We start from the raw sequence: 21684 nt of genomic DNA, 5'->3' as shown, positions 1-21684 counted from the left end.
GAGGAGCTAGTCCATGAATTTCACTCGCCGCTTCACGCTCGCTGCGCTGCTGGCCGTGCTTCTGCCTGTTTCGGCGACGGTCGCTCAGGTCGATCCGTTGCCGTCGTGGAATAGCGGTTCCGCAAGGCAGGCCATTGTCGATTTTGTCGGGCGGGTCACGCGCGAAGGCAACCCGGACTTCGTACCCGTGCCAGAGCGCATCGCCGTGTTCGACAATGACGGCACGTTGTGGTGCGAGCAGCCTGAATATTTCCAGGCCACCTTCGCGCTCGACAGCGTCAAGGCAATGGCGCCAAAACACCCCGAATGGAAGCAGCAGGAACCATTCAAGTCGTTTCTCGCCGGCGACAGGACAGCGCTGGCCGAACAGGGCGAGCAGGCCCTGCTGACGCTGGTGACCGCCGCGCATAGCGGCATACCCACGGATGAGTTCTCAAAATCCGTTGCCGACTGGCTTTCGACCGCACGGCATCCGCGCTTCAACCGCCCCTACAACGAGCTCGTCTACCAGCCGATGGTCGAGCTATTGGCGTATCTGCGCGTCAGTGGCTTCAAGACCTTCATCGTATCAGGTGGCGGCGTCGAGTTCATGCGGGTGTGGGCCGAGAAGGCCTACGGGATTCCGCCTGAGCAAGTCGTCGGCTCCTCCGGCGTCACGCAATACCAGCTCGATGCCGCGGGAAAACCGTCGCTGCTGAAGACCGCCAAGGTGCAGTTCATCGACGATGGCCCGGGCAAGCCCTCCGGCATCCACATGATGATCGGTCGCCGCCCGATCCTCGCCTTCGGCAACTCCGACGGCGATCATCAGATGCTGCAATGGACCATGGCGGGATCAGGCGCGCGCTTTGCCGGCATCGTGCATCACACCGACGAGGTGCGCGAATACGCCTACGACCGGCAATCGAAGGTCGGCAAGCTTGACAAGGCCTGGGACGAAGCCATGGCGAAGGGCTGGACCATCGTGGATATGAAACAGGATTGGAAGACCATCTTTCGTGAGAAGCCTTGAGAGTTTCACCATGAGAAAAGAACTGCTTGTCACGCTCTCACTACTCTGCCCTTTGAGCACCGCCTTCGCGCAGGCCCCCTCCGCCGACGACAGCCTCGTGCGAAGCCGCGCCATCCAAGCCGTGATCTGGGGCCTGCCCGCCGTCAACTTCGAGCTGATGCTGCAGGCCGCGTTGAAGGCCGGCGCCAGGGAAAACCAGATCGTATTCTGGTCGCGCATTCCGGATTGGAAGAACCAGACGCTCACGCCCAATCCCAGCACGATTTACCTGATGCCTTTCATCGACACGAAGGGCAACGGCCCGATGGTGCTCGAAATTCCGCCGGCGAGCGGAGGCGAAATCACCGGAACGATCATGGATGCCTGGCAAGCCGCGCTCGATGACGTGGGACCGGCGGGAGCGGACAAGGGCAAGGGCGGAAAGTATCTCATCCTCCCGCCCGGCTACGTCGAGAAGACCCCTGAGGGCTACATCGCGCTCGCATCCGACACGAACATGGGTTACGCGCTGTTGCGCTCGAACGTCGGCAGCGGCAGCGGGGCCGATGTCGCAAAGGCGGTCGCTTACGCCAAGCAGATCAAACTTTACCCGCTGTCACAGGCGGCCGCTCCGCCGCCGACGGCCTTTGTCGACGTGGTCGACGTCATCTACGACAGCACGATCCCCTACGACGTCCGCTTTTTCCGGTCGCTCGACCGCTTCATCCAGCGGGAGCCGTGGCTCGAACGCGACAAGGCCGTGATCGATCAGGTCAAGGCGATCGGCATCGAAAAGGGCAAACCGTTCGATCCCGGCCCTCAAGCGCAGAAGATGCTCGAGGAAGCGGCCACGGACGCACACAGATGGCTCGATGTCCGGTACGAAGGTCTCTTCAGGCCGCCCTTCTATGAAGGCGGACAATGGGCGCTGCCGGTTGCGCACGACGTCACCGAGGGGCTGGCCAATCGCTTCGCCAAGCCGAACGTCTACCCGGTCGACGACCGCGGTGCGTTCTATTCGTTTGCATTCTCGAGCGTGAAGCACCTCGGCAGCGGCCAATTCTATCTCGTCACCATCCGGGACAAGGAGGGCAGGCCGCTCGACGGAGGCAGCACGTACCGGCTGGCGGTACCGGCCAACGCGCCGGTGTCGCTCTACTGGTCCGGCACGGTCTACGATCGCGACACGCACGGTCTCATCAGGGACACCAAGTGGTCGAGCCGGGGCTCGAACACGCCGGGCCTGCAGACCAACGCGGATGGTTCGGCCGACATCTTCTTCGGCCCGAAGGCTCCTGCCGGCAAGGAGTCCAATTGGGTGCCGACGAAGGCCGGCGGAGGATGGGAAATCATCTTCCGCTTCTACGGCCCGCAGAAGGCTCTCTTCGACAAGACCTGGCGCTTGCCCGATATCGAGAGGATTGCGGCGCAATGACGAACGTGACTTTCAGCGCCAAAGACGCGGTCACCGCTCTCCTGCTTGTATGGATGATGTCAGCGCCGGTACTCGCCCAAGATGCCATTCCTGTGACGGTCGACAACTTCGTCCGGGCCGAGACCGATCTCTATTTCGGCAATTCCGTGAGCGCTGGGGGCTTCGGCGGATGGCACCACATCCGACAATTGTTGCCTGTAGATCATCAGACCGTCATCCGCGGCAACCGCGACACGCTCTACTCGACGCGCGTGTTCGACCTCGATGCCGGGCGGGCTACGGTCACGCTGCCGGAGGCCGGAGGACGCTTCATGTCGCTGCAGATCATCAGCGAAGACCAGTACACGACGACCGAGTATGGAGCGGGACCGCACACGCTGGACAAGGCCAGGATCGGCACTCGGTATGCGCTGGCCGGCGTTCGGACCCTGGTCGACCCGAACGATCCCGAGGACATCAAGCGGGTTCACGCCCTACAGGACGCGATCGAAGTGTCGCAACCGGCAGGGCCGGGGAAATTTGAGATTCCGGATTGGGACAAGGCGAGCCAAAAGAAAATCCGCGAGGCTCTGCTCGTCCTGGCGAGCACCGTCACAGACACGCGGCGCGCCTTCGGTACCAAGGACGAGGTCGATCCGGTCCAATACCTGATTGGGGCTGCGTCTGCCTGGGGCGCGAACGCGCCGCGCGATGCGATCTACCTCAACGTCGTCCCTGAGAAGAATGACGGGACGACCGAATACAGGCTGACGGTCGCGGATGTTCCGGTCGATGGATTCTGGTCGATCAGTCTCTACAACGCGGAAGGCTATTACCAGAAGAACGCGCTCGATGCCTACACGCTGAACGACATCACGGCCAAGAAGGATCAAAACGGCTCCATCACGATTCGCTTCGGCAGTTGCGACGGCAAGGCCGCGAATTGCTTGCCGATCATGCAAGGCTGGAACTACATGGTTCGGCTTTATCGGCCGCGTATGGAAATCCTCAACGGGACGTGGAGATTTCCGCAGGCCGAGCCGGTGAGTCCATGAGCGGTCTCGATCTCTTCGCCTGGATCGTTTTGATCATCGTGCTCGCCGTGATCGTGTTGGTGATCTGGCTGATGGGGTCGCTGCCGGGGCACGTGGCGAGGCGACGAGGACACCCCTGGGCCGAGGCGGTGAGTATCGCCGGCTGGATCACACTCATCTTCGGCTTCGTGCTGTGGCCGGTCGCAATGATCTGGGCCTATGTCGACGTCCCGGCGAAGCGGACGGTGGAGCCCCGGCCATGATGATCGCCCTCATGGCGCTCTATCTGGCGCTGCTGTTCACGCTGGTCTGGGTCGGCGCGATCCGCTTCAACGCGTTCTGGAAGGCCTCGCCGCTCGTCGTGCTGCTGCTGCTGAACATCGGCCTGTTCATTCCGATGGGATGGGGTGCTCCGCAAGGCAAGGCACTGGTCTATCGCAATGCCGTCTCGATCGTTCCGGACGTCGCTGGCGAGGTCATGGACGTTCCGGTTCGGCCGAATGCGCCCCTGAAGCAGGGCGATGTCCTCTTCAGGATCGACCCCACGCCCTACGACGCCCAGGTGAAGGCGATCGAGGCCCAGCTCAAGCTGTCGAGCACGCGCCTGAGCCAGATGACGTCGCTGTACGAACGGGACGCCGGCCGCGGCTTCGACGTCGAGCAGCGGCAATCCGAGGTCGACCAGCTCAAGGCCCAGCTTCAAAACGCCCAGTGGAATCTCGACAAGACCGTGGTGCGCGCGCCGGCCGACGGCTACGTCACCAACGTCGCGCTGCGCAAGGGCGCCCGCGTCGGAAATCTTTCAGCCGCGCCCGTGATGGCCTTCATCGACACGTCCGCCACGCAGGTCGCGATCGAGGTCGACCAGATCAACGCCCGCTACGTCGCACCGGGCCACGCCGTGGAGATCGCGTTCAAGTTCGTTCCGGGACGCGTGTTCTCGGGAAAGGTCGAGAGTGTGCTGCAGGCCGTCGCCACGGGACAGACCCAGGTCTCGGGCGCCGCGGTCGCTCCCAAGGGCATCGAAACTGTCCCGTTCGTCGTGCGGGTGGCGCTCGACGACGCCGAACTCGCGAAGGCACTCCCCGCGGGCGCCACCGGGACCGCAGCCATCTTCACCGACCACGTCAAGGTCAGCCACGTGATCCGCCGCGTTCTGCTGCGGCAGATCTCGATCATCGACTACGTCAATCCGTTCTGAGCAGGGGAGAGCATCATGAGCAAAAGGGCACGTTGCGCGCTGATGGCGACCCTCGGCTGGGCCGTCGCCGCCATTCCCTCCCCCGCTTTCGCCGATGCGGGAGGCGTCGGGTTCTGGCTTCCCGGGATATTCGGCAGCCTCGCCGCGACGCCGACCGTGCCGGGTTGGGCCTACGCGTCGATCTATCTGCATCTGCAAGCCAATGCAGGCGCCTCGCAGAACTTCGTCACCAGCAACGGCGCGCGCGGCTCGGTCGTCGCGGGCTTGAACGCGCATGGCGATGCCCTGGCGCTGGGAATTACCTACGTCTCGCCGACGCCGGTTCTCGGCGGCCAGGCATCCTTCGGGATCGTCACCGCCCCCGGCAATGTCGGGCTTGGCGTCGATGCCACGCTAACCGGGCCACGCGGTAACGCCATCTCCGGGGCCGTGACGGACAACCGGACGACGCTGTCGGACGTCTATTACCAGGGCGCGCTGAAGTGGAACCAGGGCGTGCACAGCGAGATGGTCTACATCACCAGCAACATCCCGAGCGGCACCTACGATCCGAACCGCCTCGCCAACCTCAATCTGGGCTTCGTCGCGTGGGACGTCGGCGGCGGCTACACGTATTTCGATCCCAAGACCGGCCACGAATTCTCGGCGGTCGCCGGCGTCACCTACAATCTGATGAACCCGTATCTGCAGTATCAGAACGGCATCGACTTCCACGTCGACTGGGCGGCCTCGCAGTTCCTGAGCAAGAACTTCCAGATCGGCATTGCCGGCTACTTCTACCAGCAGATCACCGATGACAGCGGTCCCGGGGCCAAGCTCGGCGGCTTCCGGGGGCGGGCGATCGGAATTGGGCCTCAGGTCGGCTTCATCATCCCGATGTCCGATGGCTATCAGGGATATCTGAATATCAAGGGCTACAAGGACGTGGAGGTCGAGAACCGGGCTTCGACATGGAGCACCTGGGTGACATTCGCCGTCTCCGCGGCGCCGCCAGAACCCTCAAGCAAACCGAAGCAGCGGAAGTAGCGGGCCGGCATTCGGGTCCGTCCCCTGCCACGCCTGACAAACTGCCACCGCGGCGCGGATGAAGCGACGTCGACATCGGCCCGGGCGAGAAAAGTGTGGCGCGCGTCATTTCCCGTCGAGGAACGCGCGCACCTTGCTCACGGTCTGCGCCGGCTGCTCCTCCATGATCCAATGTCCGGAGCCGGTGATGATGCCGCCGTCGACCTTGGTGCCGACCTCGCGGATGACCGCAGCCTGCTGCTCGCCAAAGGACTTTTCGGCGCCGAGCGCGAGGATCGGCATGGTCAGCTTGGTCGCGGCGAAAACCTTGTTGTCCTTGGCGTCCTGCCCGAACGCCGCGAACTGCTCGAAGGCGTAATGCATGTTGCCGGGCCGGGCGTAGAGCTTCGCGTAATGCTTACGCGTCGCCTCGTCGATGGCCTTGGGATCGGCCGACAGGTCGTTATAGAAGCGGTCGAGATAGATGCGCTCGCGGCCCTTGACCAGGCGATCGACGTCGGGGCCGCGGAAGTTGAAATGCCAGAGCATCGGGCTTTTCAGGATCTCGTCCCAGGGACCGATGCCGGGCAGCGGCGCATCGATGACGACCCATTTGGTGATACGATCGGGATATTGCGCCGCGAGCGCGTAGCCCACCATGTTGCCGATGTCGTGCGTCACCAGATCGGCTTTCTGGACCTTGAGCTTGTCCATGACCATGGCGATGTCGACGCCCTGGGTCTTCTTGTCGTAGCCGCCGGCGGCCTGGGACGACAACCCCATGCCGCGCAGGTCCGGAACGATCACGGTGTGGTCCTTGTAGAGCGCCTTGGCGAGCGGCGCCCACATGTCGCCGGTGTCGGCGAAGCCGTGCAGGAGCACGACCGCCGGCCCGTGCCCGCCGACGCGGACATGCAGGGTGACGCCGTTGACCGAGATGCGCTGGATTTTGAAATCCGCGGGAAAGGGCTCGACGGCCGCAAGCGCGGGTCGGCCGCTGCAAATGACCAGGATCGTCACGATGGCGGCGAAAATGGCCAGGACGGATCGCGCGCCGGACGGCCGGCCGCGGGGGACAAAACTGCGCATTGTCGACCTGCTCGCTCTTGTGCCGAGCGCAACAACGTCGGCAGTGACGCACCAAATGATTCAGGGCATCAAAGCATACCACGCTACCTTCTGACCAGACGCGAGCACCAGTTTTTGCGCGATCGCCCGAAAGCTGTGCGTTATCCCATCACCCCGCTCCGCTTGATCAGTTCCTTCCCCACCGCGGCCAGGTGCACCTGGTCCGGGCCGTCGCCGATGCGGATGAAGCGGGCGTAGACATAGGCGCGGGCCAGGAACGTGTCCTGGGAGACGCCGGCGGCGCCGTGGATCTGGATGGCACGGTCGATGACGCGGGCGGCCATGCTCGGCACCACGATCTTGGCGGCGGCGATCAAATCGCGCGCGGCCTTGTTGCCTTCGCGGTCCATCTTGTCGGCGGCCTGCAGCGTCAGCAGCCGCGCCTGTGCGATCTCGCAGAAGGAGTGTGCGATGTCCTCGCGTACCGAGCCTTGTTCAGCCAGCGGCTTGCCGAAGGCGACGCGGGAGACGGCGCGCTGGCACATCAATTCGAGCGCGCGCTGGGCGCAACCGATCAGCCGCATGCAATGGTGGATGCGGCCGGGCCCGAGCCGCCCCTGCGCGATCTCGAAGCCGCGGCCTTCGCCGAGCAGGATGTTTTCCGCGGGCACGCGGACGTTGTCGTAGACGATCTCGGGGTGGCCGGCCGGGGCGTCGTCATAGCCGTAGGTCAGCATGTCGCGCACGATGCTCACGCCGGGCGTGTTCCTGGGCACCAGGATCATGGATTGCTGGCGATGACGGTCGGGATCGTCGGGTGAGGTCTTGCCCATCACGATCAGGATCTCGCAATCCTCGTTCATCGCGCCTGATGTGAACCATTTGCGGCCGTTGATTACGTAGTCGTCGCCATCGCGCGTGATGGCGCACTGGATGTTGGTGGCATCGCTGGAGGCGACCTGCGGCTCGGTCATCGAGAAGCCGGAGCGGATGCTCCCCGCCAGGAGCGGCTTCAGCCAGCGCTCCTGCTGCGCCCTGGTGCCGTAATTGGCGAGCACCTCCATGTTGCCGACATCGGGCGCCGAGCAGTTGAACACCTCGGGCGCCCAGAGGATGCGGCCCATGATCTCCTTGACGGGCGCGTATTCGAGATTGGTGAGACCAGGACCATGCTCGCCGGACAGAAACAGGTTCCAGAGCCCCTGCTCGCGCGCCATCCGCTTCAGATCCTGGAGGATCTGCGGCGTCTTGTAGCGCGAAGCCTCCGGCTTCACCTGCTCGTAATAGAGCTCCTCGACCGGCTCGACATGTGCCCGCATGAACTGCCGGACGCGCTCCTGCAGCTCCAGCGAACGGGCGGAGTGGTGAAAGTCCATTTTGATCCTCCCGCTCGCCGACCGCGTTAGTCTCGTAGCGTGGGCAAAGCGAAGCTTGCCCACGTTCCTGCTTCCATCTTGAGCGACCGTGGGCACAGCGCAAGGACGCCTTTGCTCACCCTACGATTCCGAATTCGCGGAGGGAGCGCGCCCTTACTCCGCTTCCCGCCTCACGTCCCTTTCAGCAGCTCGCTCGCCACCACCCAGTCGTTGCCGTCGAACTGCAACATGTAGCCGTCCTTGATCGGGCGGAAATCCTGCGGCGTGGTGTTGAGCGTGATGCCGGGCATCAGCAGCGACAGCGGCACGTTCTTCAGGTTCGCCGCCTGCGCCATGATGTTCTCGCGCGTCAGATTATCCTTGCACTGCTTGAGCAGCACCACCAATGCCTCGGCGACGGTGTAGCCGTAGAGGCCGGCGACGTTGTTGACGTCCGCGTTCGGCAGCCGCTTCTTCATGAAGTCGACATAGGCCGTCATCGCCGGATCGTCCTTCGGCTGCTCGACGAAGGGCTTGAGCGAGCCGAGCGAGAGCACGCCCTTGCCGGCGTCGAGGCCCGCCGGCACCATCACCGTCGCCTTGTTGGCGCAGCCGCTCGCGAGGAAGCGGGTCGGCTGCCAGCCGACCTCGTGAGCTTTCCGGATCGCCTGCGCGCAGGCGCGCGGCGTCACCGAATAGATCATGAAGACGTCGGCCTTGGTGCTCGCCAGCGTCAGCACCTGGGAATCGACGGTGGGGTCCGTGACCTCGAAGCTCGAGGCCATCGCGATCGCCTTGTCGGCATCGGCACCGAGGGCTTCCTTGACGCCGCGCAGATATTCCTTGCCGGCGTCGTCGTTCTGGTAGAGCACCGCAAAGCGCGCGTTCGGGTTCTTGGCGCGGGCATAGGCGACGTCGATCGCGGCCTCGCTGGTGTAGTTCGGCGCCCAGGGCAGCGCGATCGACCAGGGCATGTTGGCGGGATCGTTCCACTTCGAGGCCGAACTGATCAGGAAGATCTGCGGCACCTTGTTGCTGTTGAGGTATTTTGCGATCGCCGAACTCGGCGCCGTGCCCATGGTGGCGAAGATGAAGGCGACGCCATCGCCCTCGACGAGGCGCCGCGCGGCCTCCATGGTCTTGGGCGGCGAGAACGCGTCATCCAGCGAGATCAGGTTGAGCTTGCGGCCGCCGACCCCGCCCTTCTCGTTGACCTCGTCGAAATAGGCCGCGATCACCCGGCCTGTGATGCTGAGCGGCGAGGCCGGCCCGCTATAGGGCATGGTGTTGCCGATCTTGATCTCGGTGTCGCTGACACCGGGGCCGTAGGATTTCTGCGCGGCGGCTGGCGTCGACAGGCAGGCGGCAGCCAGGGCTGCGGCCAGGACCAAAGCGGCTTTCATGGTTTCTCCCCGATGATTTTCGTCCGCGCGACGTCATGAGGCGAACGCGCGGCGTGCTGCCTTTTGTGTCAGCGCGTCAGCTCAGCGGAGTTCCGCAAGGTGGTCTTGCGTCGAGTTGCTGATCGCGTGGCTGCGTCTCAGCGCGATCGCGTCGCCAGCTCATGCACGTCGATCACGGCCCGCGCCCATTCGGCCGGCCGCTCCTGCGGCAGATTATGACCGGCATCGGTGAAGACGCGCCGCTCGAACGCGGCTTCGAACTTGCGCGCGTGACTGATGGTGCCGGGATTGACGCCGTCGCTGTCGCCATCGATCGCAATCGTCGGGACCCGGATCGGCGGCTGGCCGGCCAGCTTCGCCTCGATGGCGGCATAGGCGGTATCGCCCGCGACGAGCGCGTAGCGGTGGCGGTAGGAGTGGATCACGACGTCGACGAAATCGGGGTTGTCGAACGACATCGCGCTTTTCTCGAACGTGGCGTCGTCGAATTTCCAAGTCGGCGACCACATCGCCCAGAGCTGGCGCGCAAAGCCGCGCCGGTTGCGCTCGAGCGCACGGCGGCCGCGCTCGTTGTGGAAGAGATATTGATACCAGAGCGCCGCCTCCTGCGGCGGCGAGGCCGGCTCCATGGCGCGGGCGATGTTCTGGATGTTGTAGGAATTGCCGCTGACCAGCCCGATCACGCGCTCCGGATAGAGCGCTGCGACCACGCAGGCCGCGCGGCCGCCCCAGTCATAGCCGCCGACGACGGCGCGCGCGATACCAAGCGCATCCATGAAGGCCAGCAGATCGGCGCCGAGCGCGGCCTGCTCGCCCGAGCGCAGCGTCCCGGCGGAGCGGAAGCGCGTCGGCCCGTAACCGCGCAGCCAGGGCACGAGAACGCGCGCGCCGGCCTCGGCGACAACAGGCGCGGCCTCGGCATAGGCGTTCACGTCATAGGGAAAGCCGTGGCCCATGATGCAGGGCCAGCCGTCGGGCGCGCCGTATTCGCGATAGGCGATGTCGAGGACGTCCGTGGTGACGGTTTTTTCTTGCATGGTTGATTCACGGAGTTGGTAGCCCGTATCGCTTCGCTCTCCGGGCTAAGGTCACCGCTATCTCTGCGGACCGGACAGCGAGATGTCGCGCTCGGCGCGGAACACGTTGCTGTAGAGGTTGGCGATCCATTGCCGGCCGATCTCGGTCTTGTTGAGATAGCCGATCTCGGTCTGGATGTGCGGTGCGACGCTGTTCCAATAGAACTGTGGATAGCGGTTCACGATGTCGGCCGGCGAGTCGTACCCGAGCTGACGGTTCATGCCGACCTCTTCGAACTCGTAATACAGCGCGTTGGCCTTGCGCAGATAGTTGGGATCGCCGAGCTGGCCGATGAAGTCGGCCGCGCGCAGGATCGAGGCCTCGTCGTCATATTCCTGGCCCTCGCGGGCGGGAAAGCGCGTTCCCTCGATGGCGCGGGCCACGCGTTCCGGATCGAGCCCGGGGATATGCCGCAGCCGTCGCGTCACATACAGCTTCGAGCGGTCGACGTGGTACATCATCAGGCTCGCGTCCGATGCGCCGCGCGGCAACGAGATCTTGTTTTCGGCCGCGTCGATCACGAAACCGTCGGAATCGTCCTCCTCGAACAGCCCGCGCACATAGCCGATGTCGTGGGCGAGGCAGGCGATCAGAACATGGACGTAATCCTCGGCCGACAGATGGGTATGAAGACTTCGTCCGCGGAGGATGGCCTGGGCCGCCAGCGTCACCAGCATCGTATGCTCGATATTGTGATAGAGCGCATCGCTATTGCCGATGCATTCCATCGCGGTGCGGGTCGCGCTTTCGACGATATTGGCAGACGTCTCATCGTACCGGCGACGCATGAACCTGCCGAGGAACTCCTCCAGGGATTCAGCGGCCAGTCTGGGTAGGGTTATCATGGATGCAGCCCCGTCTGCCGCCGGTGTCCCATGCCATCTCCCGACGTCTCTGTTGTTCTCGACGCAACACCAGCATAGCCCATCTTGGGCCGAGTGACCAAACTCCCCATCAAAAAATTCGTAAATATGTTACATTCCCGCCGCGCAACATCTCAGTTGTGCTATGATCCCGCCACAGCCTGAAGGCGATCGACCGGGAAGAGCCGGCCTGCCGATCGCTTCACGGGGCGGACAGGATGTCGGCGCCGTCCGCCGAGCGCGAAAGACTTCTGGCCAGATAGAACAACTCGACCAGCTTGCCGCGTTTGCCGGCCAGCGAGAAGATGTATTCGGGCGATTCCGCCTCGATTTCCGCGATCGCCACCTTGGCGATGCGATCGATACGGCTCGAGCCGTGCTCCCAGACGAAGCCGACACCGAGCCGATTGGCGACCGCCTCCAGCATGCCCTCACGCGTGTTGACGACGATCGCCGGAGCAGCACGCAGATTGACCGCGCGAAATGCCCTGTCCACGACGCGCTGGGTCGCGGAATCCCGGGTTCGAAACACCAGCGGATATTGCATCAGGCTGACGGCGGACACGCGCGATTCCCGGCTGAGGTCGTGAACGGGATGGCAGATCGCGACGACGCGCTGCTGCACGCAGGGCTCGCGACGGAAGCGATTGTCCTGCGGCACCTCCGGCAGCACGGCGACGTCGACACGCTGGTCGACCACCGCCGCCATGATCGCAGACCAGCTCCCGATCTCGATATTGATCTGGATCTTCGGATACAGATTGCGAAAGGCCGCGATCAACGCCATGCCCGGCATGGCGTTGCCGAGCCCGATCCGAAGCTCGCCTCCCGACAGCTCATCGCGCTGCTCCAGGATCGCCAGCGCATCCGCCTCGAGCGCCTGCAGACGGTTCGTTGCAGCGTAGAGTCGCCGGCACAACGGCGTCGCGATCAGGTTCTGTCCGTGCCGGTCGAACAGCGCAACGGCGAACTCGGCCTCCAGATCGCGCACCAACTGCGCGACGGCGGGCTGCGACACACCCAGCTTCCTGGCCGCGGCGGCAAAGCTGCCGGTGTCGAACACCGCATTGACCGCCCGGACACGCGACGACGTCAACGCCACGACAACAACTCCAAGACCGGCATCCCGGCTTCAGGATGCAGCAAAAGCAAAACCTGGGATCAACATAAGCAACGCCATTAACCGTTATGTGAATGTCAGACGCCGTCCCTACTCCTCGTGCGCCGCAACAGGCAGCAGGGGACCCGCGCGCATGGCGCAAATCGAGCTTTCCACGATCCGCAAATCCTTCGACGGGACCGACGTCCTGAAAGGCATCGATTTCCGGATCGAGGACGGCGAGTTCATCTCGCTGGTCGGTCCTTCCGGCTGCGGCAAGTCGACCCTGCTCCGCATCATCGCCGGACTGGAGCCGCAGAATTCCGGCCAGGTCCATATCGACGGCCGCCCTGTCGACGGCATTCGCCCGAGCGCGCGCAATCTCGCGATGGTCTTCCAGTCCTATGCGCTCTATCCGCATTTGAGTACCTTCGACAACATTGCCGTGCCGTTGCGGATGCGGCGCCTCTCCGCGATCGAACGGCTGCCGCTGCTCGGCCCGTTGCTGCCGGGCCGACGCGCCAAGGAACGGGGCATCCGCGCCGACATCACGGCCATCGCCGAGCAGCTCGATATCGCGCCATTGCTGCGGCGCAAGCCCGGGCAATTGTCCGGCGGGCAGCGGCAACGCGTCGCAGTCGGACGCGCCATGGTGCGCGAGCCCCTCGCCTTCCTGTTCGACGAACCGCTCTCCAATCTCGACGCAAAGCTGCGCGTCCACATGCGCGCCGAGCTCGCCGAGCTGCATCGCCGCCTCAAGGCCACGTTCGTCTATGTCACGCACGACCAGGCCGAGGCGATGACCATGTCGAGCCGGATCGCCGTCATGATGGGCGGCGAACTGATTCAGGTCGGAACGCCCGCGGAGATCTACAACGACCCCCGCGACATCCGTGTCGCCGAATTCATCGGCAGTCCCAAGATCAACATCCTTCCCGGCCGTGTCAGGAAGGACGGCGGCATCGACGTGCTCGGATCCGCTCTGCGGCTCGCGTGCGGCGCGACTGCGGGCGAATGCCGTGTCGGCGTGCGCCCCGAGCGGATCGATCTCGGCACAGGACCGTTCTCCGGAAGCGTCGTCCATCTGGAAAACCTCGGTGCAGAGGCCTTCGTGCACCTTGCGATCGAAGGCGCCGGGTTGCGCCTGATCGCGCGGCTCGCCGACGTCAGGCACCTGCCTGCGATGGGCAGTCCCGTCGCCTTCGGCTTCGCCTCCGACGCCGTGCAGGTTTTCGATCCCGCGGGAAAGCGGATTCCGCTGCGGGCGGAGCAATCCGAGCGCGTCCGAGAGCCGGCTCATGTCTGACGGTTCGATGACCATTGACGCGGCCATTGTCCCCGCCGGCGCCGCAAGGCGGTCGCTGCCGGTTCATGGCAGCCGGCGCACATACGCCGCCTACGCGCTGGTGGCGCCGGCCGCGGCGCTCATGCTGGTCATGCTGCTGGGTCCGCTCGCGGGCGTGATCGCCCTCTCCTTCACCGATTATCAGCTCGGCGCGCCGCATTTCTCCTGGATCGGGCTCGCCAACTACCAGGACCTGTTCGCCGACAAGGTGTTCTGGACCGCGCTGCGCAACACCCTGACCTATGTCGTGGTCGTGGTGCCCGGCGCCGTGATCGCAGGCCTTGCGATCGCGCTCCTGATCCAGAGCGGCACCAGCCTGCGCAGCCTTTATCGGACGATCTATTTCCTGCCCGTGATGGCGACCCTGATCGCGATGGCGGTGGTGTGGGAATTCATGCTGCATCCGCAATTCGGCCTGGTGAACGGACTGTTGCGCGGCGCGGGCCTGCCGGCCTTCGCCTGGCTGCAGGACCGCAGCACCGCCCTCTATGCGCTGTGTGCGATCGGTATCTGGCAGGCGGTCGGCTTCAACATGGTGCTGTTTCTCGCCGGCCTCGTCTCCATCCCCAAGCAACTCTACGAAGCGGCCGAAATCGACGGCGCGTCGAGCGGCTGGGCGCGCTTCCGCCTCGTGACCTGGCCGATGCTCGGACCGGTCACGACCTTCGTCGTCGTGATCTCCGGCATCCGCTCGTTCCAGGTGTTCGACACGGTGCATGTGCTGACCAAGGGCGGTCCGTCCAAATCCACCGAGGTCCTGATCCATACCATGTACACGGAAGGCTTCGAGTTCTTCCGTTCGGGCTACGCCGCGGCGATCACGGTCGTCTTCCTGGTCTTCGTCCTCGCGCTCACACTGATCAAGTCGAGGCTCGCCGATCGCGGCGTGCATTACACATGAGCCACACGCATTCCGTCACGCTCCGGGCGATCCTTCGCCATTTGCTCCTGATCGCGGGCGCCGCGCTGATGCTGGCGCCCTTCATCTGGATGATCTCGACCGCGTCCAAGCCGCAGACCGAAATCTTCTCCAGCGAGCTGCATCTGATCCCGCACCAGTTCGCGCTGTGGGACAATCTGCGCGAGGCCTTCGCCAAGGCCAATCTGCTGCGCTTCCTGCTCAACGGCGTCATCGTCACGGTCTCGATCTTCGTACTGCAGGTCATGGTGGCGCTGCCGGCGGCCTACGCGCTCGCGAAACTTCGCTTCCTCGGCCGCGAGACGCTGTTTGCCCTGGTTCTGTTCGGGATCCTGATCCCGCCGCAGGCGACCGCGATCCCGGTCTTCCTGCTGCTGCACAAGGTCGGCCTGCTCGACAGCTATGCCGCGCTCGTCCTGCCCTTCACGATCTCGGTGTTCGGCATCTTCCTGATGCGCCAGTTCTTCAAGACCGTGCCGGACGATCTCGTCGATGCCGCGCGCATGGACGGCATCTCCGAATTCGGCATCGTCTGGCGGGTGATGCTGCCGGCCGCGATCCCGGCCGTGACGGCCTTCGGCATCTTCTCCGTGGTCGCGCACTGGAACGACTATTTCTGGCCCCTGATCGTGCTCAACAGCGAGCAATTGCGCACGCCGCCGCTTGCGGTCGCGCATTTCCGCAACAACGAGGCCGGCACCAGTTACGGCCCGCTGATGGCCGCGGCGATGGTGATCATCGCGCCGCTCGTCATCGCTTTCCTCTTTGCCCAGCGCCGCTTCATCGAGGGCATCACCCTCACCGGGATCAAGTAACCGCGTCAACTCAAACAGGAGTCTATCCATGCTGAAGTCCATCATCGCCGCGGCGGCTCTGTCGCTTGCGGCCGGCTCTGCGCTCGCGCAGACCGAGATCGTGATGCAGTATCCCTATCCGGAGCTGTTCACCGAGACCCACAAGCGCATCGCCGAGGAGTTCGCCAAGGTGCACCCGGAGATCAAGGTCACCATGCGGGCGCCTTACGAATCCTACGAAGACGGCACCCAGAAGGTGCTGCGCGAAGCCGTCACCAATCAGATGCCCGACGTGTCCTTCCAGGGCCTGAACCGCATCCGCGTCCTGGTCGACAAGAACATCCCCGCCCCGCTCGACGGCTACATCGCGGCCGAAAAGGACTTCGACAAGCAGGGCTTCCACCAGGCGATGTACGACATCGGCACCGCCAGCGGAAAAGTCTACGCCCTTCCCTTCGCGATCTCGCTGCCCATCGTCTACGTCAATCTCGACCTCGTGAAGCAGGCCGGCGGCGACGTGGACAATCTGCCCAAGAGCTGGGACGAGCTGCTCACGCTCGCCAAGAAGATCAAGGCGCTCGGTAGCGACACCAACGGCGTCACCTATGCCTGGGACATCACCGGCAACTGGCTGTGGCAGGCCCCGGTCTTCGCGCGGGGCGGCACCATGCTCAATGCCGACGAGACCAAGGTCGCGTTCGACGGACCGGAAGGCAAGTTCGCCATCAACATGATCGCGCGGCTCGTCAACGAGGGCGGCATGCCCAATCTCGACCAGCCGTCGATGCGCGCGGCGTTCGCGACCGGCAAGACCGGCTTTCACGTCACCTCGACCTCGGACCTCAACAAGGTCACCCAGATGACCGGCGGCAAGTTCGCGTTGAAGACGATCCCGTTCCCGGACGTGGCTTCCCCGAACGGCCGGCTGCCGGCCGGCGGCAATGTCGTGCTGATCCTCGCCAAGGACAAGGCCAAGCGCGACGCATCCTGGGAAGCGGTGAAGTTCTGGACCGGCCCCAAGGGCGCAGCGATCATGGCGGAGACCACCGGTTACATGCCGCCCAACAAGGTCGCCAACGAGGTCTATCTGAAGGACTTCTACGTCAAGAACCCCAACAACTACACCGCGGTCGGCCAGCTCCCGCTGCTCACCAAATGGTACGCCTTCCCCGGCGACAACGGCCTGAAGATCACCGACGTGATCAAGGATCACCTCAACGCGATCATCTCGGGCGCCCGCGCCAATGAGCCCGACGCCGTCCTCGCCGACATGACGGCGGATGTGCAGAAGCTGCTGCCGAAGACCACCGGCGCCGCGCGCTGAGCATCACGACGTCAGCCAAGCACGGGGCGCCACGGCGCCCCGTGCCGCAAGAATGGAGACGAACGATGAAGCTGCTGCATCTGAGCGACATTCACCTGACGGCGCCCGGCGCGACCATCGGCGGCCGCAATCCGCGCGCCAATTTCGAGCGGGCGCTCGCGCACGCCCTGAAAGACCATCACGACGCCGAGGTGTTGGTGATCACCGGCGATCTCTCGGATTGGGGCGATGCCGCCGACTATCACTGGCTCAAGCAGCGCCTCGACGCATATCCGCTGCCGGTCCGGCTGTGCATCGGCAACCACGATCGGCGCGACGCCTTCCTCGGCGTGTTCCCCGAACTCGCCGACGAGAACGGCTTCGTCCAGGGCGTGCACGATACCGCCGCCGGCCGCTGCCTGTTCCTCGACACCGCCCATCCGGAGACGCATGCCGGCCGCTATTGCGACGAGCGCCTCGGCTGGCTCGAGGCGCGGCTTGCCGAGCATGACGGGCCGTTCCTGCTGTTCATGCACCATAACCCGATGCCGGTGCATCTCGCCCCGCTCGACCAGATCCGCCTGCTCGACGACGCTCCGTTCCGGCGTGTCCTTGGCCGCAACCGGTCAAAGATCCGTCACGTCTTCTTCGGGCATTGTCATTTGCCGCTAGCCGGTTCGGTCGCAGGCGTTCCCGTCTCGTCGCTGCGGGGCACCAATCACGCGAGCTACCCGCTGTTCTCCGAGACCAAATTGCTGAGCGCGTCCGACCTGCCGCAATCCTATGGCGTCGTGTTCTTCGGGGACGACTATGTGACCGTGCACATGGTGGAATACGGCTACGAGGGTCCGATCCGCATCGAAGGCTCGCCCGACTATCAGGCCTGGGATCGCGAGACCATGGTTCGGTGATCGGCAAACGAAGACCGCTTCCAGCGGCATACTTTCAAAAACCCGCGCTGCACTTCTTGTAAGGTCCGCTCCGCCTCTGATAGCTGCGCGTTGGCGTCCATCACCTTAGGTCGAAGATGGGCCACAGTCCGAAATCGCTATGGTATGAAAGAGATGGGCAAACTGACGCGGTCGGGGATTGATTGGGTTCTGCAATGTCGAGAGGCGCGTTGAAATGGACCCTGCTAGGATGCGGAGTCGTTTACTTTCTCCTGACGCTATACGGCCTCGTCGATGGCGGCGAGTCGAAGCCGATTCGGATCGTACTGTGGGCCGCAATTTTGGGTCTTTCCGCGTATCTGATAGCTACATGGAAATGGCCAAAAACGAACTAGGATAAGGCTCCCACACAGGTCCGCTTTGGGTCAAAAGCTGCCGATCACATTCAAAATGGCCGACTTCCGCCTTGCGTTGCCAAGCCGACGCTTATGAGTACGCCCTACTCCACCGCGACCACATCCACGGCGACGCCCAGCTTCTGCTTCGGCGAGCCGACGATGATGCCGTCGACCGGCGAGACGTCGGAGAAGTCGCGGCCGACCGCGAGCACGATGTGGTCGTTGCCGACCAGGAGATCGTTGGTCGGATCGAAATCGACCCAGCCGAGCTTCTCTCCGCACCACAGCGACACCCAGGCGTGGGTGGCGTCCGCGCCTTGCAGGCGCGGCTGGCCCGGCGGCGGAATGGTACGCAGATATCCGCTGACATAGGCGGCCGGCAGGCCGAGCCCGCGCAGGCCCGCGATCATCACATGGGCAAAGTCCTGGCAGACGCCGTGGCGCTTGTCGAAGACCTCGGTGAGCGGCGTCGAGATCACCGTCGCCTTCGGATCGTAGCGAAACTGGGTGCGGATACGGTGCATCAGATCGACTGCACCCTTGAGGATGCCAGTGCCCGGCGGAAAGCTCTCGGCGGCATAGGTGCTGACCGGACGCAGCACCGGCACAAGCGGGCTCGCGAAGACATAGCCGACCGGCGAGGCCGGCCCGAGGCTGGTCGCCTCGAAGGCGATGTCGCGAACGCTCTCCCAGGGCGGGCTTGCGGCATCGCGCGCCGGCGGCTGGCGCGACACCGAGACGCGCGAGCGCGAGTCGATCCGCAAGTTGCGATGCGCGGCCTCGATCACGATGCTTTCGGTCAGCGCGCCGAAGAAATCGCGCCGCACGGTGCGCTCGGCGGGGCGCGGACGGATCTCGACACGGTGCGAGATCAGCTCCTGGCCGTCGCCGCTGCGCGGCTCCAGCCGCAGCGTGCAGCGGGCGAAGCTGACCGGGTTCTCGTATTCGTAAGTGGTGACGTGGCGGATGTCGTAGATCACGCCAGCCCCGTCAGCTTTTCCGGCCGGGCCGCGTTGGGACCGTGCGGGAAGTAGTGCTGCCCGATCGCATCCGCGAGGCTGAGCAGGTCCTGCTCCAGCGCGAACAGCGTCTTGACCTCGAGCTTCTCGGCCTCGGCCGTTGCAAGCGTCGCCTGCAGCGCCACCGCGAGCCGTTGCGGCTTCTCGATCAGGCCGTGCTCCTTCAGGCTCGGCAGCGCGGCGATGTGCTCGTTCAGCGTCGTCACCTGGAATGCCACCGAACGCGGATTGTAGCCGTCGAGCACGGCAAGGTCGCGCACCGGCGCCAGGATCGGCGCCAGCAGATAGCGCGAGCGGTAGGTGATCTGGCAATCCACCAGCGTCAGCAGGATATCGAGATCCTCGTCGCCGGCCTCGTCATAGGCGAACTGGCGCGTGAAGCGCATGGTGTTGATGGCGCGCTCGGTGCGGCGGCCGATGTCGAGGAAGCGCCAGCCGGCGGCACGGTTCATGTTCTCCTGCGCAAGGCCGGCCAGGCTCGCCAGCTCCTGCAAGGTCAGCTCTGCCGCGCTCACCACACTGTCGTCGTCCTCGACCTCGTAGGCGAGGCGCTCGGCCATCTCGGTGATGACCTGCCAGGCGTCGGGCGACAGCCGCTCGCGCAAGGAGGTCGCCGTGCGCTGTGCCGCGCGCACCAGCGACAGCGCCGAGCCGAACCGGTCCGGGCTTTGCAACGCCTCGGCGACGATGCGTCCCGGCGCGGTGCGCGATGTCTGCGAGACCGCCCCCCAGGCCACCAGCAGGCGCTGGATGCGCTCGGCGGCTTGCTGCGAGGCCGCGGTGCCCTTGTTGGGCCCGCTCGGCGAGCCCAAGGCGCGCACGAGGCGCAGCGTCGCCTCGGCGCGCTCGAGATAGCGGCCGAGCCAGAACAGATTGTCGGCGGCCCGGCTCGGCAGCACGCCGGCGATGCGGCGGATGCGGACCTTGTCGGTCGCCGGCAGCAAGGTCGCGGTCGAGACCTGCTTGTCGGAGACGATCCAGACGTCGGCGGCCCGCGCACCGTCGCCCATCGACACCGCGCGCGCGTCGGCCTGTTCGGCGATACGGCAGAAGCCGCCGGGCATGATGGCCCAGCCGTCCGGCGTTGCCGCGGCGAACACGCGCAGCACGAACGGACGCGGCGTGATCTGGCCCTGCTCCCACACCGGCATGGTCGAGAGCCGCACCACCTCCTGGCCGACATAGTCCATGCCGCGCGTATTGATGGCGTCGACCAGGCGCTGGCGATCGCCGGCATCCAGCTCGCTCGCGAGCACCGGCCCCGCGCGGTCGAGACCGGGCACGCCGCGCCGGTAGGCGCCTTCGATCGCGACCTCGTCAAGCCGCGCCAGCACCTCCTCGCGCGCGCTGCGCTGGCCGCACCACCAAGTCGCGATATGCGGCATCTTCAGCTCTTCGCCGAGCAGGCGGCGGCTGAGCGCCGGCAGGAAGCCGAGCAGCGCCCGCGCCTCCAGCACGCCGGAGCCCGGCATGTTGGCGACGACGACGCCATCCTTGCGCAACACGTCGATCAGGCCGGGCACGCCGAGATGCGAGGAGGCATCGAGCTCGAGCGGATCGAGCGAATTGGAATCGACGCGGCGCAGCAGCACGTCGAGCCGCTTGAGGCCGGCGACGGTCCGGATGTGGATGCGGTTGTCGCTGACGGCGAGATCGTCGCCCTCGACCAGCAGGAAGCCGAGATAGCGCGCCAGCGTGGCGTGCTCGAAATAGGTCTCGCTGAAGCTGCCGGGCGTCAGCACGCCAATGCGCGGCTCGTCGCGGTCGGCGCGTGCGCGAAGACTGTCGCGGAACGCCTCGAAGAACGGCGCGACGCGCGGCACGTTCATCGACTTGTAGAGGTCGGAGAAGGCGCGCGAGAGCACCAGGCGGTTCTCCAGCGCGTAGCCCGCCCCCGACGGCGCCTGGGTGCGGTCGCCGAGCACCCACCAGCGCCCGTCGGGTCCGCGGCCGACATCGGCGGCATAGATCGACAGATAGCGCCCGCCCGGCGGCGGCACGCCGCAGACGGGACGCAGGTATTCGGGACTGCCGGCGATCGCGGCCGCCGGCAGCGCCCCCTCGGCGACCAGCCGGCTCTCGCCATAGATGTCGCGCAGCACGCGCTCGAGCAGCTCGGCGCGCTGGGTGATGCCGGCGCATAGCTGCTGCCAATCGGCCTCGCCGATCAAAAGCGGCAGGTGGCTCAGCGACCAGGGTCGGTCGGCGCTGTCGCCGGGGGCACGGTAGGTGACACCGGCCTCGCGGAGGTGGCGATCGGCCATGCCGAATCGTCGCTCGATCTCGTCGGGGGCGAGCGCGCCGAAGGCATCGAAAAAGCGGCTCCAGACCGCGCGCGGGGCGCCGTCGGGGCCCAGGAACTCGTCAGGGATACCAGGCAGGCGGCGATAGTCGCGGACCCATTGCGCGAACCGGCGCTGGCCTTCACGCGGAGCCTGCGCCCTGCCCGCCTTGTCGTTCTCTTCGGCTGCGCCCTCGGCCATGCGCCTCTCCCTGCCCCACCATC

At 65.1% G+C, this 21684-nt stretch carries 19 protein-coding genes; 11 read left to right on the top strand and 8 right to left on the bottom strand.

The window, feature by feature from the left end; genetic code table 11:
• The first annotated feature begins 13 nt into the window (after window positions 1-13).
• Genes CO669_RS30655 through CO669_RS30630 form a run of 6 tightly spaced genes read left to right on the top strand, consistent with a single transcriptional unit; the run spans window position 14 to window position 5666 of the window.
• The gene (locus tag CO669_RS30655; protein ID WP_097665670.1) at window positions 14-1012 is read left to right on the top strand and encodes an HAD family hydrolase; all 999 of its coding nucleotides are present in this window, start codon (window positions 14-16) and stop codon (window positions 1010-1012) included.
• A gap of 10 nt (window positions 1013-1022) precedes the next feature.
• Window positions 1023-2426 (top strand): DUF1254 domain-containing protein, encoded by a 1404-nt coding sequence (locus CO669_RS30650; RefSeq protein ID WP_097665669.1) that lies wholly within the window; start codon window positions 1023-1025, stop codon window positions 2424-2426.
• A complete protein-coding gene (locus tag CO669_RS30645; protein ID WP_097665668.1) occupies window positions 2423-3460 on the top strand; it encodes a DUF1214 domain-containing protein in 1038 nt (345 codons plus the stop codon). Before CO669_RS30650 ends, CO669_RS30645 begins: the two co-directional genes overlap by 4 nt.
• Complete coding sequence (locus CO669_RS30640) at window positions 3457-3702, top strand: DUF3302 domain-containing protein (RefSeq protein ID WP_097665667.1); 246 nt, start codon at window positions 3457-3459, stop codon at window positions 3700-3702. Before CO669_RS30645 ends, CO669_RS30640 begins: the two co-directional genes overlap by 4 nt.
• The gene (locus CO669_RS30635) at window positions 3699-4640 is read left to right on the top strand and encodes an HlyD family secretion protein (RefSeq protein ID WP_097665666.1); all 942 of its coding nucleotides are present in this window, start codon (window positions 3699-3701) and stop codon (window positions 4638-4640) included. The genes CO669_RS30640 and CO669_RS30635 overlap by 4 nt, the downstream gene beginning before the upstream one ends.
• A 15-nt stretch (window positions 4641-4655) precedes the next feature.
• Entirely contained in the window at window positions 4656-5666 is a 1011-nt protein-coding gene (locus tag CO669_RS30630) for a SphA family protein (RefSeq protein ID WP_502694533.1), read from the top strand.
• Window positions 5667-5771: 105 nt separating this feature from the next.
• Here the strand turns inward: CO669_RS30630 and CO669_RS30625 are convergent, their stop codons facing one another.
• From CO669_RS30625 to CO669_RS30600, 6 genes are all read right to left on the bottom strand, one after another.
• A complete protein-coding gene (locus CO669_RS30625; RefSeq protein ID WP_097665664.1) occupies window positions 5772-6734 on the bottom strand; it encodes an alpha/beta fold hydrolase in 963 nt (320 codons plus the stop codon).
• A gap of 140 nt (window positions 6735-6874) precedes the next feature.
• Complete coding sequence (locus CO669_RS30620) at window positions 6875-8089, bottom strand: acyl-CoA dehydrogenase family protein (protein WP_097665663.1); 1215 nt, start codon at window positions 8087-8089, stop codon at window positions 6875-6877.
• A gap of 170 nt (window positions 8090-8259) precedes the next feature.
• Window positions 8260-9471, bottom strand: a complete 1212-nt coding sequence (locus CO669_RS30615) for an ABC transporter substrate-binding protein (protein WP_097665662.1) — start codon at window positions 9469-9471, stop codon at window positions 8260-8262.
• 137 nt (window positions 9472-9608) lie between these two features.
• Window positions 9609-10508 carry an alpha/beta fold hydrolase gene (locus CO669_RS30610; protein WP_097665661.1) on the bottom strand — a complete coding sequence of 300 codons (900 nt, stop codon included), beginning with the start codon at window positions 10506-10508 and terminating at the stop codon, window positions 9609-9611.
• 57 nt (window positions 10509-10565) lie between these two features.
• Window positions 10566-11393, bottom strand: a complete 828-nt coding sequence (locus CO669_RS30605) for an HD domain-containing protein (RefSeq protein ID WP_097665660.1) — start codon at window positions 11391-11393, stop codon at window positions 10566-10568.
• Window positions 11394-11613: 220 nt separating this feature from the next.
• The gene (locus CO669_RS30600; RefSeq protein ID WP_097665659.1) at window positions 11614-12513 is read right to left on the bottom strand and encodes a LysR family transcriptional regulator; all 900 of its coding nucleotides are present in this window, start codon (window positions 12511-12513) and stop codon (window positions 11614-11616) included.
• Between the two features lie 151 nt (window positions 12514-12664).
• Here CO669_RS30600 and CO669_RS30595 point away from each other — a divergent pair, with 151 nt between their 5' ends.
• From CO669_RS30595 to CO669_RS30575, 5 genes are all read left to right on the top strand, one after another.
• Window positions 12665-13816 carry an ABC transporter ATP-binding protein gene (locus tag CO669_RS30595; RefSeq protein WP_097665658.1) on the top strand — a complete coding sequence of 384 codons (1152 nt, stop codon included), beginning with the start codon at window positions 12665-12667 and terminating at the stop codon, window positions 13814-13816.
• Window positions 13809-14756, top strand: a complete 948-nt coding sequence (locus CO669_RS30590; RefSeq protein WP_097665657.1) for a carbohydrate ABC transporter permease — start codon at window positions 13809-13811, stop codon at window positions 14754-14756. Before CO669_RS30595 ends, CO669_RS30590 begins: the two co-directional genes overlap by 8 nt.
• The gene (locus CO669_RS30585; protein ID WP_097665656.1) at window positions 14753-15589 is read left to right on the top strand and encodes a carbohydrate ABC transporter permease; all 837 of its coding nucleotides are present in this window, start codon (window positions 14753-14755) and stop codon (window positions 15587-15589) included. Before CO669_RS30590 ends, CO669_RS30585 begins: the two co-directional genes overlap by 4 nt.
• A gap of 28 nt (window positions 15590-15617) precedes the next feature.
• The gene (locus CO669_RS30580; RefSeq protein ID WP_097665655.1) at window positions 15618-16892 is read left to right on the top strand and encodes an ABC transporter substrate-binding protein; all 1275 of its coding nucleotides are present in this window, start codon (window positions 15618-15620) and stop codon (window positions 16890-16892) included.
• 65 nt (window positions 16893-16957) lie between these two features.
• Window positions 16958-17782 carry a phosphodiesterase gene (locus CO669_RS30575; RefSeq protein ID WP_097665654.1) on the top strand — a complete coding sequence of 275 codons (825 nt, stop codon included), beginning with the start codon at window positions 16958-16960 and terminating at the stop codon, window positions 17780-17782.
• A gap of 478 nt (window positions 17783-18260) precedes the next feature.
• Here the strand turns inward: CO669_RS30575 and CO669_RS30570 are convergent, their stop codons facing one another.
• A complete protein-coding gene (locus CO669_RS30570) occupies window positions 18261-19139 on the bottom strand; it encodes a transglutaminase family protein (RefSeq protein ID WP_097665653.1) in 879 nt (292 codons plus the stop codon).
• Window positions 19136-21661 (bottom strand): circularly permuted type 2 ATP-grasp protein, encoded by a 2526-nt coding sequence (locus tag CO669_RS30565; RefSeq protein ID WP_097665652.1) that lies wholly within the window; start codon window positions 21659-21661, stop codon window positions 19136-19138. The genes CO669_RS30570 and CO669_RS30565 overlap by 4 nt, the downstream gene beginning before the upstream one ends.
• Window positions 21662-21684: the final 23 nt, after the last annotated feature.

Source organism: Bradyrhizobium sp. Y36, assembly GCF_002531575.1.
Classification (GTDB): domain Bacteria; phylum Pseudomonadota; class Alphaproteobacteria; order Rhizobiales; family Xanthobacteraceae; genus Bradyrhizobium.
The sequence above is the reverse complement of the archived record's forward strand: the minus strand, read 5'-3'. Positions and strand labels throughout refer to the sequence as shown.

Coding starts and splice junctions, on each gene's coding strand:
- CO669_RS30655 (WP_097665670.1), top strand. CDS start 14: ATGAATTTCACTCGCCGCTTCACGCTCGCTGCGCTGCTGGCCGTGCTT.
- CO669_RS30650 (WP_097665669.1), top strand. CDS start 1,023: ATGAGAAAAGAACTGCTTGTCACGCTCTCACTACTCTGCCCTTTGAGC.
- CO669_RS30645 (WP_097665668.1), top strand. CDS start 2,423: ATGACGAACGTGACTTTCAGCGCCAAAGACGCGGTCACCGCTCTCCTG.
- CO669_RS30640 (WP_097665667.1), top strand. CDS start 3,457: ATGAGCGGTCTCGATCTCTTCGCCTGGATCGTTTTGATCATCGTGCTC.
- CO669_RS30635 (WP_097665666.1), top strand. CDS start 3,699: ATGATGATCGCCCTCATGGCGCTCTATCTGGCGCTGCTGTTCACGCTG.
- CO669_RS30630 (WP_502694533.1), top strand. CDS start 4,656: ATGAGCAAAAGGGCACGTTGCGCGCTGATGGCGACCCTCGGCTGGGCC.
- CO669_RS30625 (WP_097665664.1), bottom strand. CDS start 6,734: ATGCGCAGTTTTGTCCCCCGCGGCCGGCCGTCCGGCGCGCGATCCGTC.
- CO669_RS30620 (WP_097665663.1), bottom strand. CDS start 8,089: ATGGACTTTCACCACTCCGCCCGTTCGCTGGAGCTGCAGGAGCGCGTC.
- CO669_RS30615 (WP_097665662.1), bottom strand. CDS start 9,471: ATGAAAGCCGCTTTGGTCCTGGCCGCAGCCCTGGCTGCCGCCTGCCTG.
- CO669_RS30610 (WP_097665661.1), bottom strand. CDS start 10,508: ATGCAAGAAAAAACCGTCACCACGGACGTCCTCGACATCGCCTATCGC.
- CO669_RS30605 (WP_097665660.1), bottom strand. CDS start 11,393: ATGATAACCCTACCCAGACTGGCCGCTGAATCCCTGGAGGAGTTCCTC.
- CO669_RS30595 (WP_097665658.1), top strand. CDS start 12,665: ATGGCGCAAATCGAGCTTTCCACGATCCGCAAATCCTTCGACGGGACC.
- CO669_RS30590 (WP_097665657.1), top strand. CDS start 13,809: ATGTCTGACGGTTCGATGACCATTGACGCGGCCATTGTCCCCGCCGGC.
- CO669_RS30585 (WP_097665656.1), top strand. CDS start 14,753: ATGAGCCACACGCATTCCGTCACGCTCCGGGCGATCCTTCGCCATTTG.
- CO669_RS30580 (WP_097665655.1), top strand. CDS start 15,618: ATGCTGAAGTCCATCATCGCCGCGGCGGCTCTGTCGCTTGCGGCCGGC.
- CO669_RS30575 (WP_097665654.1), top strand. CDS start 16,958: ATGAAGCTGCTGCATCTGAGCGACATTCACCTGACGGCGCCCGGCGCG.
- CO669_RS30565 (WP_097665652.1), bottom strand. CDS start 21,661: ATGGCCGAGGGCGCAGCCGAAGAGAACGACAAGGCGGGCAGGGCGCAG.